The sequence below is a fragment of the Maritimibacter harenae genome, from assembly GCF_009882975.1.
Lineage (GTDB): Bacteria > Pseudomonadota > Alphaproteobacteria > Rhodobacterales > Rhodobacteraceae > Maritimibacter > Maritimibacter harenae.
In genome coordinates, this window is sequence record NZ_WTUX01000017.1 from 396,187 (window position 1) to 422,387 (window position 26,201).

Below are 26,201 nucleotides of genomic sequence, written 5' to 3' on the forward strand. Positions count from 1 at the left end.
GCGCCTCCTCCACGTCACAGAAAAGCGGTCCCGCCGGTTCAACGGGCGGGGTCGGGGAGCATCCACTCAGGGCGAACATGATCGCGAAGATCACTGTCAGAGATCGCATCAATGTCATCGTCAGAATCCTTGTCCTTGAGAATGTCCTCGACCCGCCCGGTGCAGGCGGAGAGCGCCGCTTGCGAGACCTCCTGAGCGGCCCGGAGAGCGCCATTCCGCTCGATCAGCACCCAGACAGCGGCGGAGAAGCCCAAGATCGCCACAGCGGCGCCCACGGCGGCGTAGCGCAGCATTACAGCCCCACCATGCAGAGCTCGGTCTCGGCCGCGCGCCGGTTCACCAGCCCGCGCAGGACGCGGCCACCCTGCTTATTCCACCAGCCCAGAGCTTCGCACGCGCCCTCGACCCACCCCGCGTTCAGGCGCTTTGCCGCGGTCGACCCCCCTGCCCCGGCGATGCCGACGTTGAGCGGGAACGAGATGAACGCGCAGTCCCGGGTGATCGGCAATCGGTTCTCGACCGTGTCCTCGGTCCAATAGCGGTGCATGCCGGCGCGGTAATAGCGCAGGTGATCGTCCAGGAGCTTGTAGGCCTGTTCCATCGTGATCTTGTCGCCCATTTTCACCGGAACGCCCCCGATATGCGTGGCGCCGAACCCGATGGTCGGCCGGTCGTTGGGCGTCGGCATGTAGGCGCGCAGGCGCACGCCCTCCCACTCCATCACGAACGGCCCGCAGAATTCGGCGCTCTGGTCCTCGGTCGGCACCGGGATCGACGGAAGGTCGGGGTAGACCGCGACCTTCTCGGACATGGCGTGGACGCGCGAGCCCCAGGCGATGAGCCCGATGGTGATCGCGAACAGGGTCCCGTATTTCGCCAGAGTCCGTTTCCAGGGCCGCTCCCAGAGGCGAGTCCACAGACCCTGGTCGATGACACGGCCCCAGATGCCCCAGGCGGCGATGCCAAAGCCGATGATCGTCCAGACCCATGGCGCCGGATCCCGGCCCATGACCAGGTAGGCGATGTCGGGGCCCCAGGCGACCAGCGTCGCGAGCATGAAGAGCGCGATCGCCGAATTGGCGTGGATCACGACCTGTTTCCAATTGGGAATAAGCATGGCCTCTCCTTTTGATTGCATGCGTGAGAACCCGGGGCGACGAGATAGCGATGTCAGGGGTTCACGCCGCGGCGACGGGCGCACGCGGCGGGACGGCGGAAGCCGCGCCGGCGGTTTTCGCTACGCCAGCGTCAGGAGACGGCGCGCTATTTTCGTCTGGGGGCTAGATTAGCGTGGGCGCATTACTGAAACGCAGGACCCGCCTCAGCATTCGGAAGTAACCGCGAAGCCAACTAGCAAGATTTTCGGAAGACATTGTGCTCGAACCGCTTTTTCGTTTTCTCGAGCTCCATCCCTGCGATCATTATTTCGGCAATCTCGTTGTAGGAGGACCACCAAGCGGCGACTAGAATTTTTCGGTTCTTGTTCGGCAGAAACTCGATCATCGTGCTCAAGAAGATCTCGCCAAAAACCGCGAAGTATTCCCTCTTCACGCCCGCATGGGCGTGCATCCTCCCAAATTCGATGAGGTCGCGGTCCGGTGACTTTCCATTCATCATCGAGCGTTCGATGTTGGCGATTGCGTGAAAGAGAAGTTTCTCTTGCTGCGATCGATCACTCACGAACAGCTTTTTTGCCTGCGGCAGCGCGACAAACATGTTGTCATAAAAGCGGGCCGAAAACTCCGAGCGTCGCGGGTAGATGAATTCCAGGCACTTCGCGACGATGACATGGGGCGACTTTCTCAAACCAAACTTTACCTTTGCACGCGCCCCCTACCCATGCGGTGCAAACCTATACATGAAATTGAATATTACGTAAGGGAAGTTGCACAAAAAACTTGCATACGGTCCATTTCCTTATCGGAAACAAGGCGGTCCGCTTCGCGCGCTTCGTGCAAGCAGGCCGAGACGCGGTCAAGGCCTGCTTTCGCTATTGGCTGATGCACAACGGGTCCGCGTTTACAGCCCGACGACCTGGAAGCGATCGTTCGCGCCATCATACCAGAGGGTATAGGCCCCTCCCGACACGAGATCCCCGCCAGACAACGCGGTCCCGGCAGCCTTCACAACCGACTTTGCCCCGACGCCATCGATATCGAGCGTCACCGCCCCGGTGTTCGCCGCGGCCGTGACCAGCAGCACGGTCGTCAGCTCCGCATAAGCAGTGAGCGTCGGCGTCAGCGTCGCGGTGATGGCGTCGGTGCCAGCGACCGAGCCCAGCACATTCGACGAGCCCGACCGGATGTTGATCGGCCAGTCGTCCGTCCCATCGAACAGATACCAGACGCCGTTCGCGGAATCGTGCCAGGTCATGCCGGCGACGGCGTAGGCCGGCCGCGCGGTGCCCGAGTTGTTCGACAGCAGCGCGTCGAGGCTGTCGTCGACCCGATCGGCGACCTGCTCCGGCGTTTGCGGGGCATCCGCAGCGCGCGGGCACCCCCAAGTGGTGGGTTGGCTCATATCCGTCTCCTTCGGTTACATGGGATTTTCGTGGAAATCGGCCCAGCGCGGCCCGTAAGAGCGCGCGCCAGGAGCGCGGTCAGAGTTCTGTCCGCGTCAGGTTCGAGACATCGATGGTGCCCTCGGTATCCGGCCCCCAGACATACGAGTGCGAGATCGTTCCGAGCGACACCCACGTCGAGCCATCGTCGGAATATTCCAGCTCAGTGAACCCGTCCTTCATCGAGTCGAGGTCATAGGCGTCGTAGTAGATCGCATCGACGCGCGCGTCGTTGCCATCCCCGAGATCGATCGCGAACCAAGCGCCCTGGTTGTCGCCGGTGCCGGCCTGCCAGATGGTCGCCGGGTCGTCGTCGTAGGCCCGCGATGGCACGTTCGAAAACCGCGCCGACGAAGCCGACAAGGTCCCGGGCAGCTTCACCCCATCGCCGTCGAGGAAATGGCACTCCCGGGCCGAGGCGCGCCCGCCGGTCGCGAATTTGTTGATCCGCCAATACCGCGCGACGATGTCGAGGTAAGTCGGCCCGCTGCTGCCGGTCGAGGCGCCGGAGATCACATATTTCGCATCGGACACAATCTCCACGCCGCCGAAGCTCGCACCGACCGCATACCAGTAGCCGACGCCCTCAGCCGGTAGATCTTCGTAGGAGAACACGCCCGGGTCGACCGTGTCATAGACCGCCGGTAGGTTGGCCCGCGTGAACGGCTGGTCCGAGCGATAGATGTTCTGCGGCGCATCCGGCGCCCACCAATTGCGCCAGGTCAGAAGCACGGCCATTACAGCGTCTCCCCTTCCAGATCCGGCGCCCGCGCCACCTTCACCTGCGTCGCCGGCGTCTGCCAGCTCTCGTAGCCGTCCCGCTCCGCGCGCACCCGGAACTCGGCCATCACGGCCCGGCCGATCACCGTGGCGAAGAAGTCGGGATAGTTCAGAGCGTCGAACATCTCCACGAAGCCGAAGAATTGGGGCAGACCGTCGAAGCCGAACACGTCGCCCAGCGCGAAGAAATCCGGACCGAGATCGAAGAAGTCGGCCGACACGCCGGTCGCCAGGAAATCGAAACCCGCGCCCCTCGCCTGACCCACTGCCTGCTCAGGCAGCACCAAAACCGGATCGCCGGTGAACAGGTCAGGCACCACGCCGAAGAAATCCGGCCCGATCGCGAAAAAGTCGGCTCGGCCGGGCACGGCGTAGACCGACAGATGATAAGACACACCGCTCTCCGGCCCGATGTTGCCATCGGCGAAGTCGGTCACGCTCGCGCTGGTCTGCGCGGTGCGATCGCGATGCGCCCAAGTGACCCCCACCGGATCGACCCACGGATCGGCCGCAGGCGCCGGCCAGTAGGAACCGGCCGATTTCAGGTTGCCCGGCGGATATGGCCGGATCGCGCGACTGCCAAAGATGACCTCCGAGCTCGGCGCCAGGGTGAGCGACAGCGTATCGGTCGGCGTTTTCGTGAGGAACCGCACCTCCGGGCTCTCGGTCGCCACATAGAGCACCGAATTGGAGCCGGTCGCGCCGTCCCAAAACACGATTGACGAGCCCAGCGCATGCGCCTCGGGCACCGTATCGAGACAGCCCCGGCCGATGGTCAGCAGCACATCCGCGCCGTCCATCGCCATCGCGTCCACGCGCACGATCTCGTTGTTGATCGACGCCAGGCGACCGACCCGCACGTCGCCAAGATCGGTCGAATACGAGACCCGCACGGTCGTGTCATCGGCCGCGGCCGAAATGCTCTCCTGCAGCGTCGCCACCGGCGCGAGCGGGATGGATGGCCCGCGCGCCCACAAGGTCTCGCCATCATCGCGATAGGCCAGCAGGAGCCCGGTGTGCTCGTCGGCCGGCTTGCCCGCCGCCGCATGCCAAAAGCCGGTGTCGGCGTTCTTCACGAGCTGAGCGTCAGCCTCCTCCTGCGAGGCCCGCAGCACCATCTCGTAGTAGGGCATTTCCTCGAGGAAGAGATCGGTCGGCGCGACGGCCGTCGACTCATCCGGGCGATCGGCATCCGCCACCGAGGCGACGGCATAGTCGTAGTCGAAGGCGAACCGATCCTCGACGAATTGCACGGTCACGGCGTTGTCGCGCCCATCGCTGTCGGAGATCTCGGTGATCCGCACGACCGTTTCAGGGATGCCAAGATCCGCGTTCTTGATCTTGATCGCGTCGCCAAGGTTGAGCGTCGCCGGCAGCGCGGTGAGCTTGAGGCCCCCCGAGAGCAGCGGCAGGGAGTGGGACCGCAGCTCGCGCATCGCGACCTGCGCGGCAAGCTCGCCGTCATAGATCCCCTCGAAAGTTACCTTCTTCGGGATCACCCGGCCGACTTCCTGCACCGCGGCCACGTTGGTAACCGTCACCGACGCGTCCGAGCCATCGAGCCGCTTCCGATAGATCAGCGTGATCTGGTTGGGCAGCTCCGACTGCATCGGGCGATTGATGTTCGTCCACGCCACCACGTTTGTCGGATCGAAGAGCTCGAGATCCGCCTCGACGTAGTCGTCGCGAATGAGCTTGAGCTCCCACTTGCCGGTGATCCGGTCGATGTAGGCATAGCCATCGATGTGGCGCTCGATCAGCTCCTTGAACTCGGCCCGGCTCTGCGGGTTCTTCCACAAAAGCGAGATCCCGAACTGCTCGGCAAAGAGCGTCTCGGCCGCGGCCGCGAAAGTGTCACCGATCTCCGAAGTGTCCCCGCTGCCATCCGACACCGGCGCAATGAGCACCGCGCGCATGATGTGCGCCGGGTTCATGTCCTGCCAGCTCTTGAAGGCGCTCGCGAACACGTCGCGCATCGCATCGGCGTCATCGCCCGAAATGACCGGCACGCCGTCGCTCGCAGTGTTGTCGAGCAGCTCGGTATAGGTGGTGTCGGTGAGATTGATGTTGAAGCAATAGACCTCGGCATCCTCGATGCTGGCCAGGGTCGTGGCAGCATCGTCCGCGGTCGAAAGCGGCTGGGGCTCGCCATCGGTCGTGAAGATCAGGATCCGGCGCTTCTCGCGCTCGCCGTCGGTGGCCCCGACATCGCTCTCCGATCCGGTATCGAGCGCCGGGTCGCCCTTGTCCCACTCCTCGGTCGGAGGCGCGGTGTTCGCGAACCAGGTATCCGCCTCGGAAACGCCGATATCGTAATTCGTGCCGCCGCCGGGCAGAGAACGCGACTCGACCCAAGACGCGAGCGCCTCATAATCCGCGTCCGACATGTCGGTGTAAGACTTGGTCCCGTGGACCACATCGCTCCACACAACCACCTTCACATCGTTCATGGCCCCTTTGAGCCCGCGGATGAAGGTCGCGACCGCGGATTTCTGGTTGTCCCACGGCGCGCCGGCCATCGAGCCCGAACCGTCCATCGCGATATAGATCGAGTTGCCCTGCACCGCCCAGCGCAGCCGGATCGCCGCCCGCGTCGGCATCCAATCGTCGAAATGCTTTCGCACGTTCGACACCTTGGCCGCGACGGGCTTGATGTAGGGATTGCGACCCCACAGGAACTTGCGAAAGACGAGCGACAGCACGCCGCGGAATGCCGGCACGGTGCCGAGCCGCTTCGCCAGGTAGCCATTCGGCCCCTGCGAGCTGGCCCCCGAGAGCACGTCGATGCGGCCGTTCACCCCGCCCTCATGCTCGCCGAAGAGAAACGGCTGATCGATCCGCACCCGGCCGGATTCGACGACACCCTCCCACGCGAGGCGATCCTGCCAGCGCAGCGCGAGCACCGCATCCACTGGCCCCTGACACAGCACCAGATGCATCCCGAGCTGGTAGTCGTAGCCGACCGGCGTGCCCTTCTTCTTTTGCTTGATGTTATCCATCGAGCCCCATCCGTTTCCGCGCCGCCGCCTCGAGCTGGTCGATCAGGTCGAGCTGGTCGCCCGTCGCCCGGCAGGCATCCACCGAAATGCCCTCGCGCACGAACTCGCGCCAATCGAGCCCATGTCGATCGAAGAACGCCTGCTTCACGTTCGGGCAGATCCCGCACGCGCGCAGATCCGCGACCGTGATCCGCACCCCGTCCCTCATTTCTTCTTGTTCGAATCCGGGTAGACCGGACGCGCGTCAAAGTCGCCATACCAAGCGACGCTCGGGCTCTCGATCCACATGGTGCCGAACACGATGCCGATCTCGGTCCCCTCGTCCACGCGCGGGATATCGAGATCGTCGAACGTCGCCGCCTTCGGCGGCTCCGGCTTCGGTTTCAGAAGAACGGAAAGCGCGGTCAGCGCAACACCGACCGCGAGCTGGATAAGCCAAGTAGGCATGCTTCACCTCACCACAGAGCGCGGCCGTCAAACGGGTTTTCGCTCATCCACGGGAACCCGCCGTAGTTGTCGGTGTTGGAGAACCGCAACTCGCACGTCGCCAGGGAAAGATCGCAGCCGGGCGCGATCTGCACGTCCGCAGAGCCCCACTCGGAGATCTCGCCCTCGAGCCCGGGCAGCGCGCCGATCAGCGTGAGCGACGAGCCCACATGCTTTGCGACCATCTGCCGGGCGCCATTGAAGGTGAGCACCCCGCCGGTGTAATACCCGTCCGCTTGGCTCGCCGCCTCGGCGACCGTGACCGTGGCCCCGGAAATCGCGGTCGCGGTGCCAGACACCTCGAAATCCGCGATATTGAGCCCGCAGCCGGTGTGGTAGACCGCATGCCGGCACGGCCGCTGCATAATCGCCGACAGACCCTTCCGGCGCATGCTGGTCAGCCCGTTCTCGCAGGCGAGCGTGATGGTGGTCTGCTCGGGCTTCACGCCCATCACCCGGCCGCGGAATTTCACCACGAACTCGCCGTCGCCTTCGAAGCCATGCCAGATGGTCACGCTGTTCTCCACGATCCCGATCGAGCCGAGATAGTTACGCGCGAAGGCATCGGAGAGCGGGAACACCAGATCCACATCGTTTCGATCGATGCGCGCCGACACCGGGATCCGCGAGTGGCGCACCGGCGACGCGGTGTAGGTCTGCTGGAAGAACCCCTCGTTCGCGAAGAGATCCGGCCCCAGGTCGAAAAAGTCGCTGTGCGGCAGGTCGAAGTCGGTCGCGCGCGACGCCAGGAAAGCGGTCTGCGACCCGAGCACGATCTTGTAGAGCCAGAGCGGCCGCTTGCCGCTGATCAGGGAGAGAAACGACGAATAGCTCACGCGACCACCTCCACAACCGGCGCCGACACCCGCGAAATGAAGCCCGCCTCATGGTTGACGGTCAGCTGGTCGGCATCGAGGCGCGACTTCACCATCAACGACACCACCGCGTCGGCGCCCAGCGCGACGCCCGGCGCCGCGATCGTCAGGCTGTGGTTGAACCCGGAAACCGCGGCCGCGGTCACCTCGCGATGCAGGAGCCCGGCGCCATAGTCGATCTGCAGATGCCGGCCGACGAGATCCGCGACATTGGCATCGTCGACGATCGGATCGACGAGAAGCTCGGTGTCGGTATCGGCGACGGCCGCGGCCAGCACCAAGTCGCGTGCGCCGCTCGGCATCCAGAAGGCGCCATCCCGGCCGCGCAGATGGTGCAGCCACTTACGACGCTCCCAGCGATCCGCGATCGTGTTGTCGACGAAGTAGAGCATCGACTTCTCCTCCACCACGTCGCGCACCGATTCCATGACCACCGGCCCGAAGCCGTTGTCGACGAGCTGGACGCCCTGCGACATGCCGCCCGACACCGGCTGCGTCACGACCACCGGATCGGTCAGCACCGGCAACGAGTCATGCGACGGATAGCTGTGGCCCCCAAGATCAATCTGGTCGCGCAGCGCGAACTCGCCGGTCAGCGTGGAATAGCCCCGGAACGCCCGCGACTCCTTCAGCCCGGCCGGCAGGTAAGCCACCCGCGCCGGCGCCACCACCACCGGCTGCACAGCGCTGCCCGTAAGCGTCACCCCGACCGGCGCCGCCAGGTTGATGACCCCCGAGCCGACCGTGTCGACCTGCAGGAGCGCGAAGCTCTCGTCGTCCAGCAGCGCCAGCGCATAGCCGCCGGCGCGATAATCCGCGTCGGTGTTCACCGCGATCGAGGTATCGGTCGCGGCGAGCTCGCCAGCGATAAGCGTCCGATCCGGCCAGAACGGCAGATACCAGTCGCCAAGGATGTTGGAGCGCAGGAGCTCGAGCGCCCGCGCCCGCTGCTGGTCGTCCACGGAGAAGGAAAGCGCCAGCTTCTGCCGGCCATCGCGCAGCGAGTCGCGCATCTCGCCCTGCGGCGTGATCCGCACATCGGTGAGCCACGCGAGCGTCTCCTTGATGTCGGTGCTCGGGAAGAACGGCCAGACTTCAGGCATTGAGCAGATCCCGGTTGCGCCGGATGGTGTTGATGATGAGCCGCTCGCCCGGCTCGGTCGCCAGGTAGTCGCCGACCACGCCCGGATCCAACACGTTCACGATCTTGGGCGCCATGCCGCCCAGCGTTTCGCCGACCTCATGGTTCGGCACCACCTGCGAACCGCGTGGCAGGTTGACCAGCTCCGGGCCGCGCTCGCCGACAACGGCCATGCCGCCGGGCGCGTAGCTCGTGCCGGTCGCGAAGCCCGGGAAGATCCCGCCCATCAGACCGGAAATCGCCTTGTCGATGAGCATGCCACCGATCTGGCCCGCCAGATCCGCCAGAGCGTCGCGGAGATTGAAGGTACCCTTGATCGCGTCCTTGATCCAGCTCGAGAAGGTCGAGGCCAGCGTCGAACCGATCTGCTGCGCCAGGCTGTTGACCTTGCCCGCGGTTTTCTCGACGGCGCCGCTCACCTGATCCAGACCGTTGACCGCCTTGTTCGGGTCGATCGCGATCGCATCCGACATGCGCGTCGAAGCCGCGCGCAGCTTGCCCGCGCCCTGATCCAGACCGTTGACCACGCCGTCGACGATGTAATCGGCCAGGCGCATGAACAGCCGCGACGGCGACTGGATCTCGGCCTTCGCGCTGAACCCACCGCGCACCGCGTCGACGAGGCTGGACCCGGCGTTCTTCACCGCCTCCCAGCCCGACTGCACGCCCGACCGGATCCCTTCGGCGATGTTGCGGCCGAGCTGCGTGACCGCCTCGCGCGCTTCGGCCCACTTCTGCTGCAGCCCATCGATCACCCGCTGGACCAGATCATGGCCGAGCTGCAGCATGTCCTGTGTCCATTGGGCGAACGACGCCTTGATCTCCTGCCATTTCATCGCCAGCGTCTCGCGCCATTGGCCCATCTTTTCGGCGATCACGACCTTGATCTGTTCCCACTTCTCCGCGGTGATCGTCTTGATCTGCTCCCACTTCTCCGCGAACCACGGCCCGACCGTTTCCCAATTCTGGTAGATCAGGTAGGCTCCGCCGGCGAGCGCAGCGACAGCCGCGACGACGAGCCCGATGGGCGACAGGATCGCGCCGAGGATCGCCAGCAACGGCGCCATCGCCGACACGACCAGACCCAGCCCGAGCACCACCGGCCCGAGCGCGGCCGCGAGCGCCGTTCCGATCGCGACGAACCGCTGGGTCTTCGGATTGAGCCCGGTGAACCACTCGGCCAGGTTGGCGATTCCCTCCGACAGCTTGGTCAGCGCCGGCAGCGCCGCAGATGCGAGCTGCGTGAACGCCGGCAGGAGCTGCGCGAGCGACGCCTGCAGCTTGGTCTTCAGGATCTCGGCGACGAGCGCGAACTCTTCGCGGCTCTTGCGCGCGGCCCGGATGGTGTCCCCGTCCAGCACCAAGCCCAGCTCTTCGGCCTTCTTCGCCATTTCCTCGATCGCCGCGCCGTTCTTCTGGAACATGGGCAGCAGGAGCGTGGCGTCGGAGGCGAGCGCCTCCATGTAGAAGGTCATCTCCTGCTGGGACACGCCCGCCTTCTCGAGCGACCGGATATAGAGGCCCAGCGCCTCGTCGGAGGAAAGCCCTTTGAACGCGTCGGCCGTGATGCCGATCTTCGGCGCGATGTTCTCGAAGAAATCGGCCAGCGGCCCGGCGCCGGTCTGGAAGTAATCGCCGAATTTGTCGTTCACGTCCTTAAGGATATCGGCCAGCTTGTCCTGCTCGATGCCGAACTGGCCCGCCGTGAGCTCAAGCACCTTGAACTTCTGCGTGGTCACGCCGGCGACCCGCGCCAGGTTCTCGAGCTCGATCAGAGAGTCCGTCGATTTCACCGCAAGCGCGGAAAGGCCGGCGATCGGCGCGGTGATGCCGGCCGTCATGAGCGCGCCGGCACGCTGCATCCGCTGGCCCATCCGGTCGATCTTCTTCTGGAAATCCGCGACCCGCTTCTGAGCCTTCGAAAGCCCGCGCTCGAAAGCCGCGGAATCGAGGCTCATCACCGCGCGCAGAGCACCAATCACCGCTGCCATTTAGCCACCCTTCCGTCTCTTCTCCACGGCCTCGATGGACGCGGTGTAGCCCTTCATCGCGCGCAGCATGTCCTCCGGCGACTGCTTCTCGCGGTCGCGGAAGAACTCCCGGTAGCGCGGGAATTTCGCCTTCTTGGAGAGGTTCGACGCGATGGCGTGCTGCACCAGCACCCCGCTCGAGTAGACCAAGAGCTTCTCCAGCTCCGCATCCGCCTCGATCCGATCCATCGCGCCGCCGGAAATCACCTCAAGCTCGCGCGGCACGCAGCGCCAGAACAGGTCTGGATCCAGCCCCAGCGCCACCCACTGCCGCAGGAGCGACGGCCAATCGACTAGGCCCCCGCTCCCTTCTTCTTTTTTCCGGTGCTGCCCTTGCCCGAACCGGCCTCGTCCGCCTCCTCGGGAAACGCCTTCTCAAACGCCTCCCCGATCAATTCGGCCGACCGATTGAGCCCGAGCTCGTCCATGATCTCGCCCGCCTCTTCGACCGTGACCTGCGGCTCGAGCGCGCCCCAAAACATCGCGCGAATGTCCTGCAGTTTCGCGTTCGCGCCGATGTTAGCCAGCTCGGCAATCGGCTTGCCGGTCGATTCCTCGATCCGGCAGATCGCGTTGATCGAGAAGCGCAGCGTCCGCAGCTCGCCCAGCGCCCGAAATTCAATGCCTCCACGCATGTGAGGTGCCTCCCTTGGTTAGAATTAGGCCCAGACCGGCGCGCCGGTGACCTTGAGCGTGACCGTCGCGGCCATCTTGTCGTCGACCGGAGCCGAGCGCTCATAGCCGGTGAGGTAGCCCCGGAAGGTGCAGGTCGCCGTGCCGCCGCCGGTGAGCGCAAACGTCAGCTTGTAGTCGCGCGGCAGATCCTCGACGCCGATGCCCTGCAGGAGCGAGTCGGTCGCGTTCTGCGGGTTCCAGTTGATCTCGAACTGGCACTCGCCGTAGTCGATCAGCCCGACGATGAACTCGCGCGCCGTGTTGGGCGAGCCCATGTGGGTCACGTCGATGATATCGCGCGTGGGCGAAGGCGGCGTGATGTTCACCACCTCGCCGATGCTGTTCGCGTCGGGGCTTGCCAGATCCGTGTCCGAGCAGCTGATCGACGCACCGTAGCCGATTTGTCCCATCTTTAGGTCTCCTGATAGATGATCCGAAAGTCGAGCGAGACGCGGAACAGCGACTCGCCCATCGATGTGTCAGGAGGCAGATCGACCTCCGACACGAGAAAGGCGCCCTCGATAACGGGCAAGGAACGCCACCCGGAGAGCGCGGCCTCGACCGACCCCGCCGTGGATTTCGCTTCGCCGTAGGAATTGCCGTAGGAGACGGCCTGCACGCGCGCCTCCTTCATCCCCGACGCGCCGCCCATGTGGTAATCCACCGACCCCGCGATGGTCAGCAGCACGACCCGCGGCGCCTCGTCCGCGCGTGCCGATTGACCCCACGCGACAGGCACGCCGGTCTGCGCGGCGAGCCGCGCCCGAACGAGTTGTTCCATGAGTTAGCCCCTCGCCTTCGCCGCCTTGCGCGCGGCGCGCGCCGCTGCCTTCTCGAGCTCTTCGCCGAGCTGCTTGGACAGCTTCGCCAGGACGCGCCCCTTCGTGGCCTCCCACGATCGGCGCATGAACGGGTTGGCCGGCATTTCGCCGACATACCGCCCGGTGGATTTCTGCCAGCGCGGCCCGGTGCCGAACTCGACCAGATGCGCGTGCGGCGCCTCCTTGGTGGCCCCCGCATACATCTGCGTCACCGACCGCGACACAGACCCGCGCAGCTCGCGGCGCTGGTTCTGCGTCAGCTTTGTGCCGACAGCGATGTTCTCCGAGAGCTCGCCGGTGAAGCCGACCGGCGCCGCGCTCTTCGCGGCCGCAACGAACGGCTCGAATGCCTTTTTCATGGAGCGCCGCGCGACGCCCCGCGCGGTGCTCGTCTTCATTTCCTTCAAAGCCCGGTCGAACTCCCGAAGGCCCTCGACCTTGAAGCCGGCCTTCACGATGGTTGCCCGGCCGTGATCTCGAACGCCCGGCTCCGATCAATCTCCTTGACCCCGAAGATCGCGTAGACCGTGCTGCCGATCTTCACCCGGTCTTTGGTCGAGAGATCCCACAGCGTCGGTTGCCATCGGATGAGCGCCCGGAACTTGACCTGCACGCCCACTTGGCCCGCGCGCCAGCGCTCCTCGTCGGAGATCTCGCGCACATCGGCCCACACCACCGCCAGGTCGGACCACTGATACTTCTCGCCCCCGTAGCCATCCAGCGCGACTGACGCGCGCTGGATGGTCAGCAGGCGATCCATTTTGCCCGCCTCGAGGCGCATCAGAACTCCAAGAGCTGGGCGACGATCCCGGTGCCGCCGGAAATGGTGACGGCGCCGGCGAGGTATTCCTCGATCGAGCGCAGCGGTATCGCCACCACCTCGCCGTCCGCGATCGAGCCGACCGAGAAGCCGCCCGACAGATCCACCGCGCCGACGCCCGACACGTTGATCGAGCTGGCTTCGTCGCCGGTGATCGTCGGCGTCAGCGCGCCGCCGGTGCTGTTCGCCAGGACGAGAAGCGGATCCTTGGCCGCGTTGTAGGTCAGCGCGTCGGTCGAGCCATCGAGCGTGGTCTCGTTCACGGCCGCGGCGCCCGCGCCGCTCATGTCAGTTGCAGTAATGCTCGGCATAGCGAAGTCCTTTCATGATGCCCAAGGTTCAGGCGCCCACCACCCCACGGCGGTGCGAGCGCAAGATGAGATCGACCCCGATCGGCACCGACGCGGCACTGGTGCCAACGATCACCGCCTCGCGGTTTTCATACCAATGCCCGACGAGCATCCTGACGGCCTGCAGAAGCGTCGCATCAACGGCCGCGGAAGCCGCCTCGCCGAGCACGTAATCGATCCAGATCGCGCCCGGCCGGTCCTTCACCACCGGCCACGCGTTCACTGGCCACACCCGCGCCGGCTCGGCATTGGCATCGAGCTCGTAATTCGCGGCCGCGAAGGTCTGCGTCACACCATCCCGGTCGATGTAGCCGACCTCGGCGATCGACTTCACCGGCGCGCCGGGCAGCTTCACCACGTCCTCGATCCGATCGAAGGACCGGCGCCAGGTCTGCTCCATCAGCGCGACACCGATACCGCCCGGCCCGTCGATCATGCCGACCGCGGCATCGACGAGCCCCTCGATATAGGTGTCCTCCTCATCGTGGCGCACACGCAGATGCGCCTTCATCGACGCAAGCGAAATCGGCCGCTCGGTCGGCTTGCTGATGACGCTCACGCCCTCCCACATATCAGTCGGCCTTCTTCGCCGCCGCCGCGCTGCGCTTCTCGGCCTTCTTCTTCGGCACGGCCTTTTCGCGCGGCTCGCCGCGCACCGGCACCGCCTGCTGCGCCTCGATCATCCGCTTCGCGGTCGCGTCGGGCACATCGACCACCTCGCCGCGGTTCTGCGCGCCGTCCGCGCTTGCGCGCGCAATCAACAGTTTCACTTTCATGGTGCTCTCCTCGTCGGCTTAAGAAGCGAGCCGACCGAAGCCGGCTCGCCAGGAAGCCGAGGATTAGGCAGCGGCCAGAGCCAGCGCCTTGACGGCCGCGGTATCGGCGAGCGCACCGTCGAAACGGATGTAGCCCGCGATGCCGAAGCCCGGCCAGAAGTCCTTGTCCTGAATGGCGCCGATCAGCGGCTGGCCGACCTTGCGCACGTAGAAGTTGGACATGTCGCCGAAGAGCATGACCTTGGAGCTAACACCCGAAGTGAGATCGGCCATGTCGTCGTTGATCCAGTAGGGGCGGCCGTTGATGGTCGCCGGGATCCCCGCCTGCACATTGCCGGCCTGCCACAGGTAGTTGCCATCACCATCCTTCAGCTTCCGCACCGCCAGTGCGGTCTGGTCGGACAGCATGTAGCCGACGCTCGGGTTGTTGGTGCGGTAGGCCCGGTTCACCGAATGCTCGAGATCGAGGATCTCGTCATAGGTGATCGCGTTGTTCGCCGCGGCGACCTTGCCCGCGACGGCCGCAGCCGCGATGCCCTCGACATCGCTCGAGCCCGAGCCCGTGGTGAGCTTGGCGTTCGCCAGGCGCGCCAGACGCTTGCCGAGAAGCTTACCGATGAAGCGCTCGAGCGCGAGGAACGAGTCGTCCGCGAGCTCCTTGGAGACACGCAGCCACTCGGTATCGAACGCATAGGCGTTGAGCACCTTCTCGCCGAAGGTCACGTCCGACCCACCATCATCGGTGAGCGTGGCCCCCTCGGTGTGGGCAACCGCGGTGCCCGCGGTGTCGTCCACGGTCGGGAACGGCATCGGGTTGCCGCCATCGGTCGGGATGACGGTGAACGGCCCGTTGTCGTCATACATCGGCCCGAACGCAGCCATCGTCTCGACGACACGTTGCAGCATGGTCTCGGGGATGGAGTACCCACCGGCCGCGGCCGTGGTGGTCTGCGCCCGCTTCTCCTTGTCCACGTCGACCTTCTGATAGCCGCGCTCGAGCACCGAACGCGCCTCGGCCGACATGGCACCGACATTGCCCTGCGCCCGGAGATACTCCTGAAACGCCTCGCGGTAATCGATACCTTCCGGCTGCTCGCCGCCGCGCTGCTCGCCCTCGTAGGACGGCCGGCGACGTTCATCGACCTCCTCGAGCTCGGCCTGCGCGCGCTGCAGCTTCAGCTCGCGCTCGATTTCCGACCCGAGCTTGTCGTAGTCGGCCATCATCCGGTCGAACTCGCGGTCGATTTCCGCCGCGCGCTCTTCCGGGGTTTCGTCCGTGACCTCGTCACGCTTCGCGCGCGCATTCTCGAGAATCCGCGCCTGCCGCTCACGCAGCTCCTTAATTTTCGACATGATCTGTCTCCGATTTCGTGAAAAATTCCGCCCGGAGGCGGCTCGTTTGAGGCGCGGCGCGGTGCCGTCAGCCCTCCCGCTCGCGAAGAGCGAGGTTCATGCGCATGCGCCGGCGAACACGCTCGGCATATGCGGCCATTCCATTTTCGGCGCGCTCGGCTTTGCGATGCGCCTCGAGGCTGCGAAGCCCGATCTCGGTGCCCTTGTAGGCCGGCTCGGTCACGATCGAGACGTCGAAGATCCGGTCGAACTCGAGGATCTTGCGCAGCGGCGTCTCCCCGGTCTCGTCCCACTCCTGCCGCGCGACCGTGAAGGCGAACGACATCTTGTCCAGATCGCCCCGGCGCATCTTGCCGACGATCGACTGAACATCGGGATCGTCGGGATCCAGCTCGGTCGCGATTTTCAGCCCCCGCTCGTCGATCGAGAGATCGAGCGTGCCCGACCCGGTGCGCGCGAGTGGCAGACCATCGTGGTTGATGAGGAACGGCACATCGCTCTCGGAGAGCGCGCCGTCGAAGGCGCCCGGCTGGATCACTTCGCGGAAGAACCCGCCGATATCGGCCTCTTCGCCGAACACCGCCGCGTAGCCTTCGACCTTGATCGCGCCGCCGTCATCGGCCTCGCGGATTTCGACGGGAACACCCGCCCGGATTTCAAAATCCATGTTTCACTCCTGCGCTTTAGGTTGCTTGCCGATCGGCACCGTCGCCCCCTGAATCATGAGATCGTTCCCGACCGGATCGGGCGCCAGGTTCTCGCGCTGACGCGCCTCGTTCGGTTTGAGAACGCCGTTCTGGATGCCACTGGCGTAGCCATCCATCCGGGTCTTGAAGTCGCCGCGCAGAAGGCCGTCGAGGTTGACCTCGATGAAGAGCTGGGAGGTGCGGCCCAACAGCTTCAGGTTCAGCTCCTGCTCAAATTGCGTGACCCACCGCCGCAGCGTGTGCTTCACGAAATGGAGATCCTGCTGCTCGGTGTTCGAATAGGTGCCCTTCGACAGATCCTGCAGAAAGGTCGGAGGCAGCGAGAAGATCCGCGCAATCTGCTCGATGAGGAACTGCTGCAGCTCGACCATCTGCGCCTTATCGGGATCGACGCCCAGCGACTTGATGGTGTGGCCCGCCGGCAGGACCAGCGCCTGCCGCTTCTCCTTCGCGGCCTTCTTCACCGCCTCCTCGAGATCCGCGCCGGCACGCTGCATGCCGGCCGGCGACTCGAATGGCCCCTCGATCGCGAAGGGCGGAACACCGCCATTCTCAAAAAACTTGCCGCCGTATTTCGTCGCCGCCTGCGCGAGCCCAACGGTCTCCTTGTTCGACATGAGCGGGCTCACGGCCGTGAGCATGTCCGACCCGAGCATGAAGGTCAGGTCGATGATCTCGTCGGCCGCATAGACCACCTCGGTGCCGTCGCCGCGCGCGTAATGGTATTTCTTGCGGCCGGCCGACATCTTGACCGTCACCTTCTCCGGCTCGAGCGGCCAGAGGTTCGCCACGCGGCCCGCCTTGTTGCGCTCGATGTAGGTCAGCCCGCGACCCGAGGTGAACACCTGATCGAACAGATACTTCCGCCACTGGAAGCTGGTCAGCTCCGGGTTCACAGCGCCCGTCAGGAGAGAACCCACGCCGGTGCGCAGGCGCGCGCGGCCGTCGCCATCGCGTCGATAGGTGTGAACCGGCAGAGACGCCATCGTCCCGGCCAGGAAATTGACCGCCGCCCAAATCGCCGGCACGCCGAGCGCCGACTTGATGGTCACGTTCTCGCCCGCCGTCGCCTCACCCCAGCCCAGCACCTCCACGAGCCGCGGCGACGACTGCGTGTATTGCGCCTCGACGCGCTCTTCCGGCTCGCGATCCGGCCGGCGAATTTCAAGCCCGAACAGACGCATCAATCATCCCCCAAGAGTTTGAAGTCGGGATCCTCCCACGGCGAGCGCCTGACCGGCGTGCTCGCCTGCTCGATCGCGGCGCCGACACCCATCGCGGATGCCACCGCCAGGTCGATGCGCGCCGTCGCACGGTTCTTCTCGAACCGCCGCAGACCGGCCGGGCTTTCCCAAAAGGTCGATGACGCCACCGCCGAGCGGAGCGCCGGGTTCACTTGGATCCGAATGCGCTTCTCGAGCAGGAGCTGCTCGAATTGGTTGATCGAATCCGGCATCCAGAGCGGGGAGTCCTTGCGCCGGTTCGTGCCCTGCGGGTGCTCGATGAGCGGCAGCGTGGCCCCCAGCTCGTCGAGCGCTGTCTCGAAATTGCGGATCAGCCATCTGTCGTAGGCGACCGCGGCAATCTCAAACTCCTGCGCCAGCTCGACCAGGTCGGCCGCGACGAAGTCGAAGCGCACCACCTTTCCCGGCGTCGCGGTCAGGAAGCCCTGATCGACCCATACCTCGTAGGGTGCCCGATCCTCACGCGCCCGCTCGGTCAGCGTATCGCCCGGCGTGTAGCCCTGCGCGAAGAGAGCGAACTTCGGCCGGTTCTCGCTGTCCACGCCATCGGGGAACACCATGACCCGGCCGGTCATGTCCCGCGTGGCCCCGAGATCGAGCCCGACGAAGCACGTCTGCCCGGCGAAATCCTCGAGCGTCATGTCGGGATCTTCGCACGCCTCCCAAGTGTCCCGGCCGATCCACGCGGACTCGGCGTCGGTCCATTGGCAGAAGTGAAGCCGCCGAATGTTGTTCGCCTTGCCCGGAATGGCCCGCGCCTGCGCCGCCACGTCCCCAAGATACTGCTCGGTGATCGTGACCCCGATCAGCGGGTTCGCCTTCACCCAGCAGGACGGATCCTCGAGCGGATCGTCGCCTTCATCGAGCGCGCAGACATAGGAGAAGGTCGTGTCGTCCTCGACCTCGCCATGCGCCACGTTCACCGCGTGCTCATGCTCCTCCCAACACACCGAGTTTCGATCCGACCCCGAGTTGGTGATCATGAAGATCAGCGGCTGACGCCGGAATTTGAAGCCGCGCTCGAGCAGCTCGAGCGTGTCGCGGTTCGGATGCTCATGCAGCTCGTCGAGCAGCACGAAATGCGGCCGGAGCCCCGAGCCGGTTTTCCCGGTGTCCCGCCCGACCGGCCGGAAATAGGAGCCCATCCGAAGGTAGGCCAGGTTGTTGACCGGGTTCACACCGGACGGCGTGATGCGCTCCTCGAGATCCGGCGACTGGCGAACCATGTTCACCGCGTCGTTGAAGAGGATGCGCGCCTGATCCATCTTCGCCGCCGCGGCATAGATCTGCGCGCCAGGCTCGCTGTCGGCCACCAAGCCGTAGAGCCCGATGCCGCCCGCGAGCGGCGACTTTCCGTTCCCTTTCCCCTGCTCGATGTAGGCCCGGCGAAAGCGCCGCGACCCGTCTGACCGTTTCCACCCGAACACGGAGCCGACGATGAACGCCTGCGCCGGGTGCAGGTTGAACGCCTGCCCTTCGAATTGCCCGTCCGACAGCCGGAGCACGTCAGGGAAGAACCCCAGCACACGCGCAACCGCGTCCAGATCCCAGACCAGACCGCGCTCGGCGCCGGTTTCCAGATCGCGCAGATGCCGCTCACAGGTGGCCCGCACATGCGGCCCCGCGACAATTTCGCCCTCGACGACCGACCGCGCGTAGGCGGTGACCGGGTCAGCCGAAGTATTTGTCGGCCGGGTTCTTTTTGCCATCGTCACCAGACGTGCGGATACGCGTGCGTGCACTCGGCGTCATGCCGAACTCCGCTGCAAACCGCACCATGTCAGCCATTGCCTTGTTAGCGGCCCCCACGAGCGGGTTCTGGATCGCGTTCCCGGACACCGTCGTGATCATGATCCCCCGCGTGTCGGGATCTTCCTCAGCCATCCTGGCAAGTGCGCGCTCCGCATCGACCCAACGGCCGTAGGCGGCGCAGTAGGCAGCAAGCGCAGCTACATCCAAGTCCGACATGATGCCGAGATTGAAGAGCTGGTCGACAACGCGATTCCACTCAGCTTTCGCCGGCTTCGAAAGGTGAACCGGAGGCTTCGGCCGGCTCACTTCCGGCTTCGGCTCGCTCTCATTCCGTCGATCGGCGCGCTCGGTTCCGGCCACGACCTTCAGGTTCGACGGCTTCGGCTTGCGACCACGCGCCATGCTATCGCCTCCCACGTTTTGCAGATTTTCAGAGCCGGCGCTGCGCGATTATCAGGCGAGCAAGCCAAGAGCCCATTTCGACCCCCGGTTCGAATTTCGGCACGCACGAAAAAAAGGTTCCCCCGCCGGTTGTATGTCCAACCATTCCAGGGACTTGACCACCCCCCGGGGAGGCGGAACGCGGTCAAGGTGCTCAAGAGAAACGAACGTGGCTACAGCGGCCATCCATCGACGCCGATGTCGTGTTGCCTCGACTTCGCCCGGGCAATCGCCTCAGCGTCGCCTGCGTGCCGGCGCTCGATGCGTTGGCAGTCCGTGTCGTGGCAGCGCTTGCAGATCGCTCGCGTGTTCTCGGGATCGTAGAACAGATCAGGCCGGAGAACGGCCGGGCGAATGTGGTCGACGACTGCGGAGCGATGATGCTTCCGCCCCACGACCAGCGCCGCACCGCACATCTGGCAGACGCCCATGTCCCGCCGGATGATCGCGGCCTTGAAACGCGCCCAGCGCGGTGTGGTGTATTCGTTGGATTGTGCCATGGGAAGGATCGCTACGGCCTTGCGGCGGGGCACATTTCCGACCTTCGCGCATCGGGTGGTCGGCGATTGCCTATAACCCGAGCTTTGGTCCCTTTGGGCCGTCGCGTGACCGGAGCGGTCCAGGTGCACGCATCCACCTGTTAGGCGGTTCACGTTACCGTGCCACATGTCGCCCTGCCTCGCAACATGTAGACAGCGAATTCAGGCTCGCATCAGTTCTCGCGGTAAAACCAGATGAACTTTTGCTCTGAGCTATTGTCGATCTTGCAGCCGTGCTCGCGCGCAAACTTGTACGCGCGTTCTCTGGCTCCCTGGTCCGGCTCACCGGGCGGAAAAAGCATTTCGTAAGAACTATGCCGCATGAAAGCACCTTGCCCTGGCTCAAGCCCGCCCAGGATTCTTCCAAATTCGTCCAGAGTCATAGGTTTCCCTTCATTAACAACTTCAATTTTATCAAATCACCTATGAAATTCAGGTGCAATATTGCGTTCCCGCAATATCTAGCCTGCGCCCCGCACATCGAGCGGGTCGAGCTGCAGTCTCAGGCCTCCGACATCCGCCTCGAGTTTCGGGAAGAGCTGGTTCGAGCGCTCTACGATCCGGCGGAACGTCCCGATCTTGTCAGCGAAGGGCCCGCCGATGATCTCGATCTCCTGCCCAGGGTCGAATTCGGCTTTGGGCATTTCGGCGTTGCGCCGGATCCGATCCTGCTTCTCGAACTCCGCCTCGACGATCGCTTGGAACTTTGCCAGATCACGCCGATCAGCCGGCCCAAGCATGACCAGGGTATTCGCCAGAAAGCGCACCCGAAGCGCGGAGTGAAAAGTCCGGTCATCCAACGCCATGAACACGTAGTTGGGCAGCACCGGTTCCTCGTGCGGGTCCGGGTGCCGTTTCTTGCCCGATCGCTTCCAGCGGATCACCCGGCCCGCCCAAGCCTCGATGCCCTGCCCCTCGAGTTCCTCGCAGACCTCGAACTCGTGCCCCGTCTTCGCGTATCCGAGATAGTTGATCGCTGTCTTCATGCCCTGCCCCATGTGCTTGAACGAAGGTGGTCGGCGGGACGCCGGGATAAGCGCCCCGCCATGCTGGTCGGTATGCCATGTGAGCATGGCCTCCCGGTCGAATTAGTCCTGTTCTCCCGTGCCCACGCCGCGCCGCCTTCGCGGTGACCGGCCGGGTGTTGATGCTGGCGGATGGTGTTCATGCTTGGACCTCTCCTTGTCTCAACGCGTCGTGGCAGCCCTGATCTCTTCGTCGCTCACCAACCCAGCAGCTCGACACCTGGCGGCCATTTCGTCCGACAGCCCAAAGGCCTTGCCGCCCTTGATCTTGCTCGCCCAGAAATCGAGGATTTCTGCCTCGTCGTGCGCTTTCGCGGTCTTTGGCGGGTATCGCCGCCAGGTGCCCTCGGACAGCCAGTTGTCGGAGAACTTGACCTTGTCCGGGTCGAAGGACCTCGCCACGTCGGCGTATCGCCTTGCCGCATCGATCAAGCTCTCCGGGCTGTTGCCGGCGTTGACGGCATCCTGCCACGCCTGCTCACCGCGTGCCGTCTCCCGTGGCTTCGGATGGGCCTCGAGAAATTGCTGATAGCCGTCGTCGTCCCGCGCCAAGCGCGCAGATAACAACGAAGAAGATTTATCTTCTGAGTTGTTATCTCTCTGGCTTCTGGCTTCTGGACTCTGGGGCTTATCCAGACCTTTATCCGGTGGCTTAACCGACTTCGATTTTCCCTTTTTATTTCCGAGGCTTGGGTTGCCTCCCTTCTTCCCGTTTTTTCGCGCTTTCGCGCTCTTAGACTTCATGCGAACCAGTTTCCGCGAGTAGATCACGCCCTCCCTCGTCGTGCTGAACACGCCCATGCGCTCAAGCTCCCCGAGGTATTCGGTGAGCTCTGCGATTGGGATGCCAGTCAGTGACGCAAGTTGCGCTTCATTCGGGGGCTGCCCATGAACTAAGAGGTGGCCATACGGGTTGGCCTCGTGCATGAGGCAGATCATTTCGATCCAAACCCCACGCGCTCCGGCTGAACACATCTTCAACCGGGGATCCGACCTCCAATCGGAGGTGAAAAATTTGAGGAACGGTTCAGCCATTCGCTAAACCGCGTCTTTGCCGCGCATGACGGCGCCGGCATTGACCAAGGTATCCTCACTACAGTTGCCTTCGGCCTCCGGCTTCGGAGGAAAGGAGCCAATGGACAGATAACCTTGAGGTGTCAGGCTCACCTCCCCATCCACGATCGTTACGCCGCCGACCTTCGACAAGCGGCGAACCAGGCTCTGGGTGAGCTTGAGATCCCGCCCCAACCCGTGGTTGAGATCAGCCACAGTCATCGGCCCGTTCATGCGTAGAAGGTTTATGACTTGCAGACGCTCGAGCGTGACACTGAAAGACATTCTTCACACCTCTCTGATCTCGATACCCATGGCGGCTAGAACAGCGCGCTTGACCTTGAACTCCTTGGTCGGATGACCCTTGGCGTCCTCGACGACCTGTGTGCCCGTGGCGGCATCGGTGTAGACGAAGTCGGCGACGTAGCGCATGACGCGGCCTTTCGGCGTCAGAAGCGGCCCGTCGCGGCCCTTGAGTTCGATCGACACCTGGCGCTGCAAGCCGGTGATGAAGCCGAGCCGCTGCTCCTGCTTGAGGGCGGCCCAGCGGCGCGCTTCACGTTTCGAGTCGAACGAGAAGCCGTCTAATTCCACCCGCTCTGCGCCGAACTTGTTCTTTGCGCGCATTCGGTGATGCATCGCCTGGAACTCGGCGGCGGTGAGGCGACCCGGCATGGAGGTGATATCCGCCATCACGTTGCCCCGCTCATCATTGCCACCCGACCCCGCCGCTCGGCAGCGCGGGTCAACAAATCCCGGACGCCAGCTGCTAGCCCGACGCCAGTGCACGAACGCGCTCGAAAAGGGGAGAAAAAGCCGGGAGCGACAGCTCGGCCGCCCCCGGTAGTGAGCCAGACTCCGCCCACATGGGAGGCGGAATCGACAGGGAATTCATCGGTACGGTTTGAGGCCCGGATGCTCAACGCGAATTCCGGAGGGAGGTCCATGCTGGCAGACGAATGTGGCGTGAGTTTGGTCTCGGGGTCGGCCCAGATTTGACCTGGGAAGGCGTAAGTGGTCTGGTGCTGCCCTTGCCAGGAGAAACACGAAGGGAATGCGATGACTGACCTGAGAGCCCGCCATATCCGCGTCCTTGAGAGCCTGCTGGAGGTTCTCGAGATGCGCGCTGAACAAGCTGAAGAACAGAATGACGACGATGGTGCCGAACGCATACGAACGCAAATGGCGGCACGTGCAGAAGAGCTGGCCGCTCTCTTGGAGGAAGATCTCGAAGAATGACGCCGTGCTGCAGATGCGCTCACACCATTTTGCGAACTGCCGAAGCACGACTGCAGATCCGCACGACCTGTGACCGTGTTGTGCCGAAGGCGACGCGGTAACAAGCTGCGGGAAGAATACCCGACGAGAAACCTACCCGTGTCGTATTGGGCGTTGGCGGCCGCATCCCTCGGGGACATTAAGAGGGTACTTTGCCGAAGGATGCGGCCTGAGCCGTGTGCGGAACCGATCAGGGTGGTTGTAACGGCCCCTGCACGGCCCAATAAGGAAACGCGCTGGAGAATATTCCACAAAAATCGCTGTTTTTGAAGGGTGGATTTGGTGGCCGCACCCTCCCCGGAAGACTGTGGGAATGCACGGGAAAGGTGCGACCAGAGAGGAACTGTGAACAAAACATTGAACCTAGCGAACGCAACCCCTCCCGAAGTTGCGACGCACCAGGCACGGTCACACATATTTGGGCTTACTGGAAGTATGGATTTCATCAGCGTGCCTCCCGCGCTGACGGCTTCGCGAACAAGGCTTGTCCCAGGCCGCGCACGAACCCCTCGCGGATTGCCGCTGTGGCGACCGACTTGGTCCCCTTGCAGGGGCACGGTTGCAGCGCGACGCGTAGGCTCTGGACCTCGTCACCCGGAATACGCACTATCACGTCATCGCCTTCTGCGCGGTAGGTCATCGCCATCACGCACCCTTCCGGCTCAGGGGCACGGTATTGTCGGCTCGCGCCAGCGGTTCCAGAACCTCGATCAGCGCTTGGGCGACGGGCCGGATTTCAGCGGCTTCGCGATGATCGACATGCCCATCCTCGACTGCGTCGGCCACCATCGAGGTCAGGCGGCCAAGCTCGCACAGAACGCGCATGTGCTCGGGATCGTCTTCACGGCCATCCCGGGCGTTCTGGCCGCACACTCCAAGGACGTCGCTGGTGAATGAGGGGCCGAGGACTGCGCAGATAGACAGGAGACCCGAGAGGCCTGGTGTCGCGCCCTGCACGTAGCTCTCAAGAGTTCGGGTCGGGATGCCCGTGGCGTCTGAAAGACCCGCAAACGAGTGACGCTTGCCACGGCCGACACGAATGCGCAGGGCGTCCTCTATGACGCGAGCCGCAAGATCATGGGGGATGATCGGTTCGTTCTTCATGGTCTACTCCCAAGTGGTTCCCCATGCTCGAGGCATGGAAAACGGCGGTTCAGGACTGATTGGCGAAAATGCGGGCCGAGGCTTTACCGGAACCCCGGACCGCGCCACCATCGGCGGTGCCAACCGAACCGATGGAGATTTCGAAATGATCAGTGATTTGCCCGATGGTCTCACGAGCACGGTGATATGCGGCCTTTGCGGCGGCGAAACCGACGACCTTGTCGACAGCGACGACTGCGTGCATGTGCGGTGCAACTTTTGCGACAACCAGGCAACGCTCGAAGAGGCGCGAGGCGAGATTGCACAATTCATCGAGGATTATCAGATGAACCAGATCAAGGCATTCGCGCGGGATGTCGGAGAGCGGCACCGATGGATAGACGTGGACACAGACCCGGTCCCGGAGCCCGCGTTTCGCTTCGTACTCAAGCCTACACAAAGCTGAGAGTTCGACACGCTTATGCATCGCCCGCTCCCGACCCAAAGCCGGCTGCGAGCCGGAAGGCCCCTTCCCGCTGTTTCTTCAAACATTCCAACAAAGGGCCCTGAAGTCGCGTCAGCGTATGATTTTGCGCCTGTGTGTTCGGCATCGATACCTCATTTCTTTGCTCGCCTGCGCGCCCAGCAGAATTCAGAGCGCCATGTTGTTATCGAAGAGGAAGGAGACGCTCGGGTGCTAAGACGACTCGCTCACTATTGCTTTGAAGCTGAATGCATCGCGTGGGCACTCGACCCCAGCGGCTCGGCACAAGTCGTCCAGCTCAGCATACCAACTCGCAGGAAAACGCCCTGCCGTGACGGCGTTGGATATCGCCGTTTTGCCAACGCCAAGCCTGTGCATAATCACATCACGACCAAGGGTGTCGCATATCGCAGAAACAGTGCTCATACACTGATCTATAGTCCATTTTTTATGTACTATCAAGGTCCACAAATCAGATACGTTCATTTTTTCTGTATTAGGGTTAGAACACGGTCATGGAAGCGCGCCTAAAGACCGAGTTAGCCCGTACAGGCGACGAGAGCGCCGAAGCCGCGGCACTTCGGCTTCGCGCGGCCCGTGAAGCAATACAAATGAGCCAGATCGAGCTCGGCGCGGCAGTTGGCCGAGGCAAGTCGGCGATCAGCAATATGGAGAAGGCACGCTCATTTGTGAGCATGGATGTGATGCGTTACCTGTTTCGGGAGCACCGCATCGACTTTAACTTCATGATGGCCGGTCTATACGCGCAGCTGCCAGGCGACGTTCAGGATCGTCTTTTCGCCGAGCTAGCAACTTTAAACAGTGGCACGGGGCAAAAGCCCAGTTCAGATTGAACCCTAGCCGGGTCAATATCGACGCAATGCGCCACGGCAGCCAAGTCCGCATCACGATCCCCTCTTCCTAAAATT

General features: G+C 63.9%; 35 protein-coding genes and 1 pseudogene. 3 read left to right on the top strand and 33 right to left on the bottom strand.

The window, feature by feature from the left end; translation table 11 throughout:
• Positions 1–38 precede the first annotated feature (38 nt).
• From GQE99_RS14410 to GQE99_RS14555, 31 genes and pseudogenes are all read right to left on the bottom strand, one after another.
• Positions 39–293, bottom strand: coding sequence for a hypothetical protein (locus tag GQE99_RS14410; protein WP_161352325.1), 255 nt, complete (start codon positions 291–293; stop codon positions 39–41).
• Entirely contained in the window at positions 293–1,117 is an 825-nt protein-coding gene (locus GQE99_RS14415) for a lysozyme (RefSeq protein ID WP_161352326.1), read from the bottom strand. Before GQE99_RS14415 ends, GQE99_RS14410 begins: the two co-directional genes overlap by 1 nt.
• A 233-nt stretch (positions 1,118–1,350) precedes the next feature.
• Entirely contained in the window at positions 1,351–1,806 is a 456-nt protein-coding gene (locus GQE99_RS14420; protein ID WP_161352327.1) for a globin domain-containing protein, read from the bottom strand.
• Between the two features lie 213 nt (positions 1,807–2,019).
• Positions 2,020–2,520 carry a hypothetical protein gene (locus GQE99_RS14425; protein ID WP_161352328.1) on the bottom strand — a complete coding sequence of 167 codons (501 nt, stop codon included), beginning with the start codon at positions 2,518–2,520 and terminating at the stop codon, positions 2,020–2,022.
• Between the two features lie 79 nt (positions 2,521–2,599).
• Positions 2,600–3,298 (bottom strand): discoidin domain-containing protein, encoded by a 699-nt coding sequence (locus GQE99_RS14430; protein ID WP_161352329.1) that lies wholly within the window; start codon positions 3,296–3,298, stop codon positions 2,600–2,602.
• Positions 3,298–6,339 carry a vWA domain-containing protein gene (locus tag GQE99_RS14435; RefSeq protein ID WP_161352330.1) on the bottom strand — a complete coding sequence of 1,014 codons (3,042 nt, stop codon included), beginning with the start codon at positions 6,337–6,339 and terminating at the stop codon, positions 3,298–3,300. Before GQE99_RS14435 ends, GQE99_RS14430 begins: the two co-directional genes overlap by 1 nt.
• Positions 6,332–6,547, bottom strand: coding sequence for a hypothetical protein (locus GQE99_RS14440; RefSeq protein WP_161352331.1), 216 nt, complete (start codon positions 6,545–6,547; stop codon positions 6,332–6,334). Before GQE99_RS14440 ends, GQE99_RS14435 begins: the two co-directional genes overlap by 8 nt.
• A complete protein-coding gene (locus GQE99_RS14445; protein WP_161352332.1) occupies positions 6,544–6,786 on the bottom strand; it encodes a hypothetical protein in 243 nt (80 codons plus the stop codon). Before GQE99_RS14445 ends, GQE99_RS14440 begins: the two co-directional genes overlap by 4 nt.
• A gap of 8 nt (positions 6,787–6,794) precedes the next feature.
• Positions 6,795–7,661 (bottom strand): phage BR0599 family protein, encoded by an 867-nt coding sequence (locus GQE99_RS21870; RefSeq protein WP_161352333.1) that lies wholly within the window; start codon positions 7,659–7,661, stop codon positions 6,795–6,797.
• Positions 7,658–8,803 (bottom strand): hypothetical protein, encoded by a 1,146-nt coding sequence (locus tag GQE99_RS14455; protein ID WP_161352334.1) that lies wholly within the window; start codon positions 8,801–8,803, stop codon positions 7,658–7,660. The genes GQE99_RS21870 and GQE99_RS14455 overlap by 4 nt, the downstream gene beginning before the upstream one ends.
• A complete protein-coding gene (locus tag GQE99_RS14460) occupies positions 8,796–10,832 on the bottom strand; it encodes a phage tail tape measure protein (RefSeq protein WP_161352335.1) in 2,037 nt (678 codons plus the stop codon). Before GQE99_RS14460 ends, GQE99_RS14455 begins: the two co-directional genes overlap by 8 nt.
• A pseudogene (locus tag GQE99_RS14465) lies at positions 10,833–11,150 on the bottom strand (hypothetical protein); the annotation flags it as partial.
• A gap of 14 nt (positions 11,151–11,164) precedes the next feature.
• Complete coding sequence (locus tag GQE99_RS14470; RefSeq protein ID WP_161352337.1) at positions 11,165–11,506, bottom strand: hypothetical protein; 342 nt, start codon at positions 11,504–11,506, stop codon at positions 11,165–11,167.
• Positions 11,507–11,530: 24 nt separating this feature from the next.
• A complete protein-coding gene (locus tag GQE99_RS14475; protein WP_161352338.1) occupies positions 11,531–11,956 on the bottom strand; it encodes a phage tail tube protein in 426 nt (141 codons plus the stop codon).
• Positions 11,957–11,958: 2 nt separating this feature from the next.
• On the bottom strand, positions 11,959–12,327 hold the full coding sequence (gene gp17, locus GQE99_RS14480; RefSeq protein ID WP_161352339.1) for a tail completion protein gp17: 369 nt from the start codon (positions 12,325–12,327) through the stop codon (positions 11,959–11,961).
• Positions 12,328–12,330: 3 nt separating this feature from the next.
• Positions 12,331–12,822: an HK97-gp10 family putative phage morphogenesis protein gene (locus tag GQE99_RS14485; protein ID WP_328794129.1), complete on the bottom strand. Its 492-nt coding sequence runs from the start codon at positions 12,820–12,822 to the stop codon at positions 12,331–12,333.
• On the bottom strand, positions 12,819–13,148 hold the full coding sequence (locus GQE99_RS14490) for a phage head closure protein (protein ID WP_161352341.1): 330 nt from the start codon (positions 13,146–13,148) through the stop codon (positions 12,819–12,821). The genes GQE99_RS14485 and GQE99_RS14490 overlap by 4 nt, the downstream gene beginning before the upstream one ends.
• On the bottom strand, positions 13,148–13,474 hold the full coding sequence (locus GQE99_RS14495) for a hypothetical protein (protein ID WP_161352342.1): 327 nt from the start codon (positions 13,472–13,474) through the stop codon (positions 13,148–13,150). The genes GQE99_RS14490 and GQE99_RS14495 overlap by 1 nt, the downstream gene beginning before the upstream one ends.
• Before the next feature lie 52 nt (positions 13,475–13,526).
• Complete coding sequence (locus GQE99_RS14500; protein WP_161352343.1) at positions 13,527–14,096, bottom strand: head-tail connector protein; 570 nt, start codon at positions 14,094–14,096, stop codon at positions 13,527–13,529.
• A 13-nt stretch (positions 14,097–14,109) separates the two neighbouring features.
• Positions 14,110–14,313 carry a hypothetical protein gene (locus GQE99_RS21310; protein ID WP_202530814.1) on the bottom strand — a complete coding sequence of 68 codons (204 nt, stop codon included), beginning with the start codon at positions 14,311–14,313 and terminating at the stop codon, positions 14,110–14,112.
• A gap of 63 nt (positions 14,314–14,376) precedes the next feature.
• Entirely contained in the window at positions 14,377–15,666 is a 1,290-nt protein-coding gene (locus tag GQE99_RS14505; protein ID WP_161352344.1) for a phage major capsid protein, read from the bottom strand.
• 67 nt (positions 15,667–15,733) lie between these two features.
• Complete coding sequence (locus tag GQE99_RS14510; protein ID WP_161352345.1) at positions 15,734–16,333, bottom strand: HK97 family phage prohead protease; 600 nt, start codon at positions 16,331–16,333, stop codon at positions 15,734–15,736.
• 3 nt (positions 16,334–16,336) lie between these two features.
• Positions 16,337–17,557: a phage portal protein gene (locus GQE99_RS14515; RefSeq protein WP_161352346.1), complete on the bottom strand. Its 1,221-nt coding sequence runs from the start codon at positions 17,555–17,557 to the stop codon at positions 16,337–16,339.
• A complete protein-coding gene (locus tag GQE99_RS14520) occupies positions 17,557–19,326 on the bottom strand; it encodes a terminase large subunit (protein WP_202530816.1) in 1,770 nt (589 codons plus the stop codon). Before GQE99_RS14520 ends, GQE99_RS14515 begins: the two co-directional genes overlap by 1 nt.
• Positions 19,289–19,771 carry a phage terminase small subunit P27 family gene (locus GQE99_RS14525; RefSeq protein WP_161352347.1) on the bottom strand — a complete coding sequence of 161 codons (483 nt, stop codon included), beginning with the start codon at positions 19,769–19,771 and terminating at the stop codon, positions 19,289–19,291. Before GQE99_RS14525 ends, GQE99_RS14520 begins: the two co-directional genes overlap by 38 nt.
• Positions 19,772–19,983: 212 nt before the next feature.
• Positions 19,984–20,310, bottom strand: a complete 327-nt coding sequence (locus GQE99_RS14530; protein WP_161352348.1) for an HNH endonuclease — start codon at positions 20,308–20,310, stop codon at positions 19,984–19,986.
• 212 nt (positions 20,311–20,522) lie between these two features.
• Entirely contained in the window at positions 20,523–20,732 is a 210-nt protein-coding gene (locus GQE99_RS14535; RefSeq protein ID WP_161352349.1) for a hypothetical protein, read from the bottom strand.
• Positions 20,733–20,810: 78 nt separating this feature from the next.
• The gene (nusG, locus tag GQE99_RS14540) at positions 20,811–21,335 is read right to left on the bottom strand and encodes a transcription termination/antitermination protein NusG (RefSeq protein WP_161352350.1); all 525 of its coding nucleotides are present in this window, start codon (positions 21,333–21,335) and stop codon (positions 20,811–20,813) included.
• A 201-nt stretch (positions 21,336–21,536) separates the two neighbouring features.
• Positions 21,537–22,409, bottom strand: a complete 873-nt coding sequence (locus GQE99_RS14545) for a hypothetical protein (RefSeq protein WP_161352351.1) — start codon at positions 22,407–22,409, stop codon at positions 21,537–21,539.
• A 3-nt stretch (positions 22,410–22,412) separates the two neighbouring features.
• A complete protein-coding gene (locus GQE99_RS14550; RefSeq protein WP_161352352.1) occupies positions 22,413–22,712 on the bottom strand; it encodes a hypothetical protein in 300 nt (99 codons plus the stop codon).
• 3 nt (positions 22,713–22,715) lie between these two features.
• Positions 22,716–23,120 (bottom strand): DUF1064 domain-containing protein, encoded by a 405-nt coding sequence (locus tag GQE99_RS14555; RefSeq protein WP_235917237.1) that lies wholly within the window; start codon positions 23,118–23,120, stop codon positions 22,716–22,718.
• Between the two features lie 366 nt (positions 23,121–23,486).
• Between GQE99_RS14555 and GQE99_RS14560 the strand changes: the two genes are divergently transcribed.
• Entirely contained in the window at positions 23,487–23,666 is a 180-nt protein-coding gene (locus tag GQE99_RS14560; protein WP_161352353.1) for a hypothetical protein, read from the top strand.
• A gap of 484 nt (positions 23,667–24,150) precedes the next feature.
• Here GQE99_RS14560 and GQE99_RS14565 read toward each other — a convergent pair whose 3' ends face one another.
• Both GQE99_RS14565 and GQE99_RS14570 read right to left on the bottom strand, forming a co-directional pair.
• Positions 24,151–24,351: a hypothetical protein gene (locus GQE99_RS14565; protein WP_161352354.1), complete on the bottom strand. Its 201-nt coding sequence runs from the start codon at positions 24,349–24,351 to the stop codon at positions 24,151–24,153.
• Entirely contained in the window at positions 24,351–24,809 is a 459-nt protein-coding gene (locus GQE99_RS14570; protein ID WP_161352355.1) for a hypothetical protein, read from the bottom strand. The genes GQE99_RS14565 and GQE99_RS14570 overlap by 1 nt, the downstream gene beginning before the upstream one ends.
• Before the next feature lie 34 nt (positions 24,810–24,843).
• On the opposite strand from GQE99_RS14570, the gene GQE99_RS14575 reads away from it, so the two are divergent.
• Together GQE99_RS14575 and GQE99_RS14580 are read left to right on the top strand one after the other, a co-directional pair.
• Positions 24,844–25,254: a hypothetical protein gene (locus tag GQE99_RS14575; RefSeq protein ID WP_235917238.1), complete on the top strand. Its 411-nt coding sequence runs from the start codon at positions 24,844–24,846 to the stop codon at positions 25,252–25,254.
• Positions 25,255–25,787: 533 nt separating this feature from the next.
• Positions 25,788–26,126, top strand: a complete 339-nt coding sequence (locus GQE99_RS14580; RefSeq protein WP_161352357.1) for a helix-turn-helix domain-containing protein — start codon at positions 25,788–25,790, stop codon at positions 26,124–26,126.
• Positions 26,127–26,201 lie beyond the last annotated feature (75 nt).

Excerpts from the sequence above, each read along its gene's own strand:
- GQE99_RS14445 (WP_161352332.1), bottom strand. The coding sequence starts at position 6,786 with ATGCCTACTTGGCTTATCCAGCTCGCGGTCGGTGTTGCGCTGACCGCG.
- GQE99_RS14470 (WP_161352337.1), bottom strand. The coding sequence starts at position 11,506 with ATGCGTGGAGGCATTGAATTTCGGGCGCTGGGCGAGCTGCGGACGCTG.
- GQE99_RS14430 (WP_161352329.1), bottom strand. The coding sequence starts at position 3,298 with ATGGCCGTGCTTCTGACCTGGCGCAATTGGTGGGCGCCGGATGCGCCG.
- GQE99_RS14505 (WP_161352344.1), bottom strand. The coding sequence starts at position 15,666 with ATGTCGAAAATTAAGGAGCTGCGTGAGCGGCAGGCGCGGATTCTCGAG.
- GQE99_RS14415 (WP_161352326.1), bottom strand. The coding sequence starts at position 1,117 with ATGCTTATTCCCAATTGGAAACAGGTCGTGATCCACGCCAATTCGGCG.
- GQE99_RS14455 (WP_161352334.1), bottom strand. The coding sequence starts at position 8,803 with ATGCCTGAAGTCTGGCCGTTCTTCCCGAGCACCGACATCAAGGAGACG.
- GQE99_RS21310 (WP_202530814.1), bottom strand. The coding sequence starts at position 14,313 with ATGAAAGTGAAACTGTTGATTGCGCGCGCAAGCGCGGACGGCGCGCAG.
- GQE99_RS14410 (WP_161352325.1), bottom strand. The coding sequence starts at position 293 with ATGCTGCGCTACGCCGCCGTGGGCGCCGCTGTGGCGATCTTGGGCTTC.
- GQE99_RS14545 (WP_161352351.1), bottom strand. The coding sequence starts at position 22,409 with ATGGCTGAACCGTTCCTCAAATTTTTCACCTCCGATTGGAGGTCGGAT.
- GQE99_RS14435 (WP_161352330.1), bottom strand. The coding sequence starts at position 6,339 with ATGGATAACATCAAGCAAAAGAAGAAGGGCACGCCGGTCGGCTACGAC.
- GQE99_RS14490 (WP_161352341.1), bottom strand. The coding sequence starts at position 13,148 with ATGCGCCTCGAGGCGGGCAAAATGGATCGCCTGCTGACCATCCAGCGC.
- GQE99_RS14555 (WP_235917237.1), bottom strand. The coding sequence starts at position 23,120 with ATGGCGGATATCACCTCCATGCCGGGTCGCCTCACCGCCGCCGAGTTC.
- GQE99_RS14440 (WP_161352331.1), bottom strand. The coding sequence starts at position 6,547 with ATGAGGGACGGGGTGCGGATCACGGTCGCGGATCTGCGCGCGTGCGGG.
- GQE99_RS14570 (WP_161352355.1), bottom strand. The coding sequence starts at position 24,809 with ATGAAGAACGAACCGATCATCCCCCATGATCTTGCGGCTCGCGTCATA.
- GQE99_RS14565 (WP_161352354.1), bottom strand. The coding sequence starts at position 24,351 with ATGGCGATGACCTACCGCGCAGAAGGCGATGACGTGATAGTGCGTATT.
- GQE99_RS14535 (WP_161352349.1), bottom strand. The coding sequence starts at position 20,732 with ATGACTCTGGACGAATTTGGAAGAATCCTGGGCGGGCTTGAGCCAGGG.
- GQE99_RS14580 (WP_161352357.1), top strand. The coding sequence starts at position 25,788 with ATGGAAGCGCGCCTAAAGACCGAGTTAGCCCGTACAGGCGACGAGAGC.
- GQE99_RS14475 (WP_161352338.1), bottom strand. The coding sequence starts at position 11,956 with ATGGGACAAATCGGCTACGGTGCGTCGATCAGCTGCTCGGACACGGAT.
- gp17 (WP_161352339.1), bottom strand. The coding sequence starts at position 12,327 with ATGGAACAACTCGTTCGGGCGCGGCTCGCCGCGCAGACCGGCGTGCCT.
- GQE99_RS14510 (WP_161352345.1), bottom strand. The coding sequence starts at position 16,333 with ATGGATTTTGAAATCCGGGCGGGTGTTCCCGTCGAAATCCGCGAGGCC.
- GQE99_RS14575 (WP_235917238.1), top strand. The coding sequence starts at position 24,844 with ATGGAAAACGGCGGTTCAGGACTGATTGGCGAAAATGCGGGCCGAGGC.
- GQE99_RS14550 (WP_161352352.1), bottom strand. The coding sequence starts at position 22,712 with ATGTCTTTCAGTGTCACGCTCGAGCGTCTGCAAGTCATAAACCTTCTA.
- GQE99_RS14515 (WP_161352346.1), bottom strand. The coding sequence starts at position 17,557 with ATGCGTCTGTTCGGGCTTGAAATTCGCCGGCCGGATCGCGAGCCGGAA.
- GQE99_RS14560 (WP_161352353.1), top strand. The coding sequence starts at position 23,487 with ATGACTGACCTGAGAGCCCGCCATATCCGCGTCCTTGAGAGCCTGCTG.
- GQE99_RS14495 (WP_161352342.1), bottom strand. The coding sequence starts at position 13,474 with ATGAGCGGCGCGGGCGCCGCGGCCGTGAACGAGACCACGCTCGATGGC.
- GQE99_RS14525 (WP_161352347.1), bottom strand. The coding sequence starts at position 19,771 with ATGGCGCGTGGTCGCAAGCCGAAGCCGTCGAACCTGAAGGTCGTGGCC.
- GQE99_RS14460 (WP_161352335.1), bottom strand. The coding sequence starts at position 10,832 with ATGGCAGCGGTGATTGGTGCTCTGCGCGCGGTGATGAGCCTCGATTCC.
- GQE99_RS14425 (WP_161352328.1), bottom strand. The coding sequence starts at position 2,520 with ATGAGCCAACCCACCACTTGGGGGTGCCCGCGCGCTGCGGATGCCCCG.
- GQE99_RS14530 (WP_161352348.1), bottom strand. The coding sequence starts at position 20,310 with ATGGCACAATCCAACGAATACACCACACCGCGCTGGGCGCGTTTCAAG.
- GQE99_RS14520 (WP_202530816.1), bottom strand. The coding sequence starts at position 19,326 with ATGGCAAAAAGAACCCGGCCGACAAATACTTCGGCTGACCCGGTCACC.
- nusG (WP_161352350.1), bottom strand. The coding sequence starts at position 21,335 with ATGAAGACAGCGATCAACTATCTCGGATACGCGAAGACGGGGCACGAG.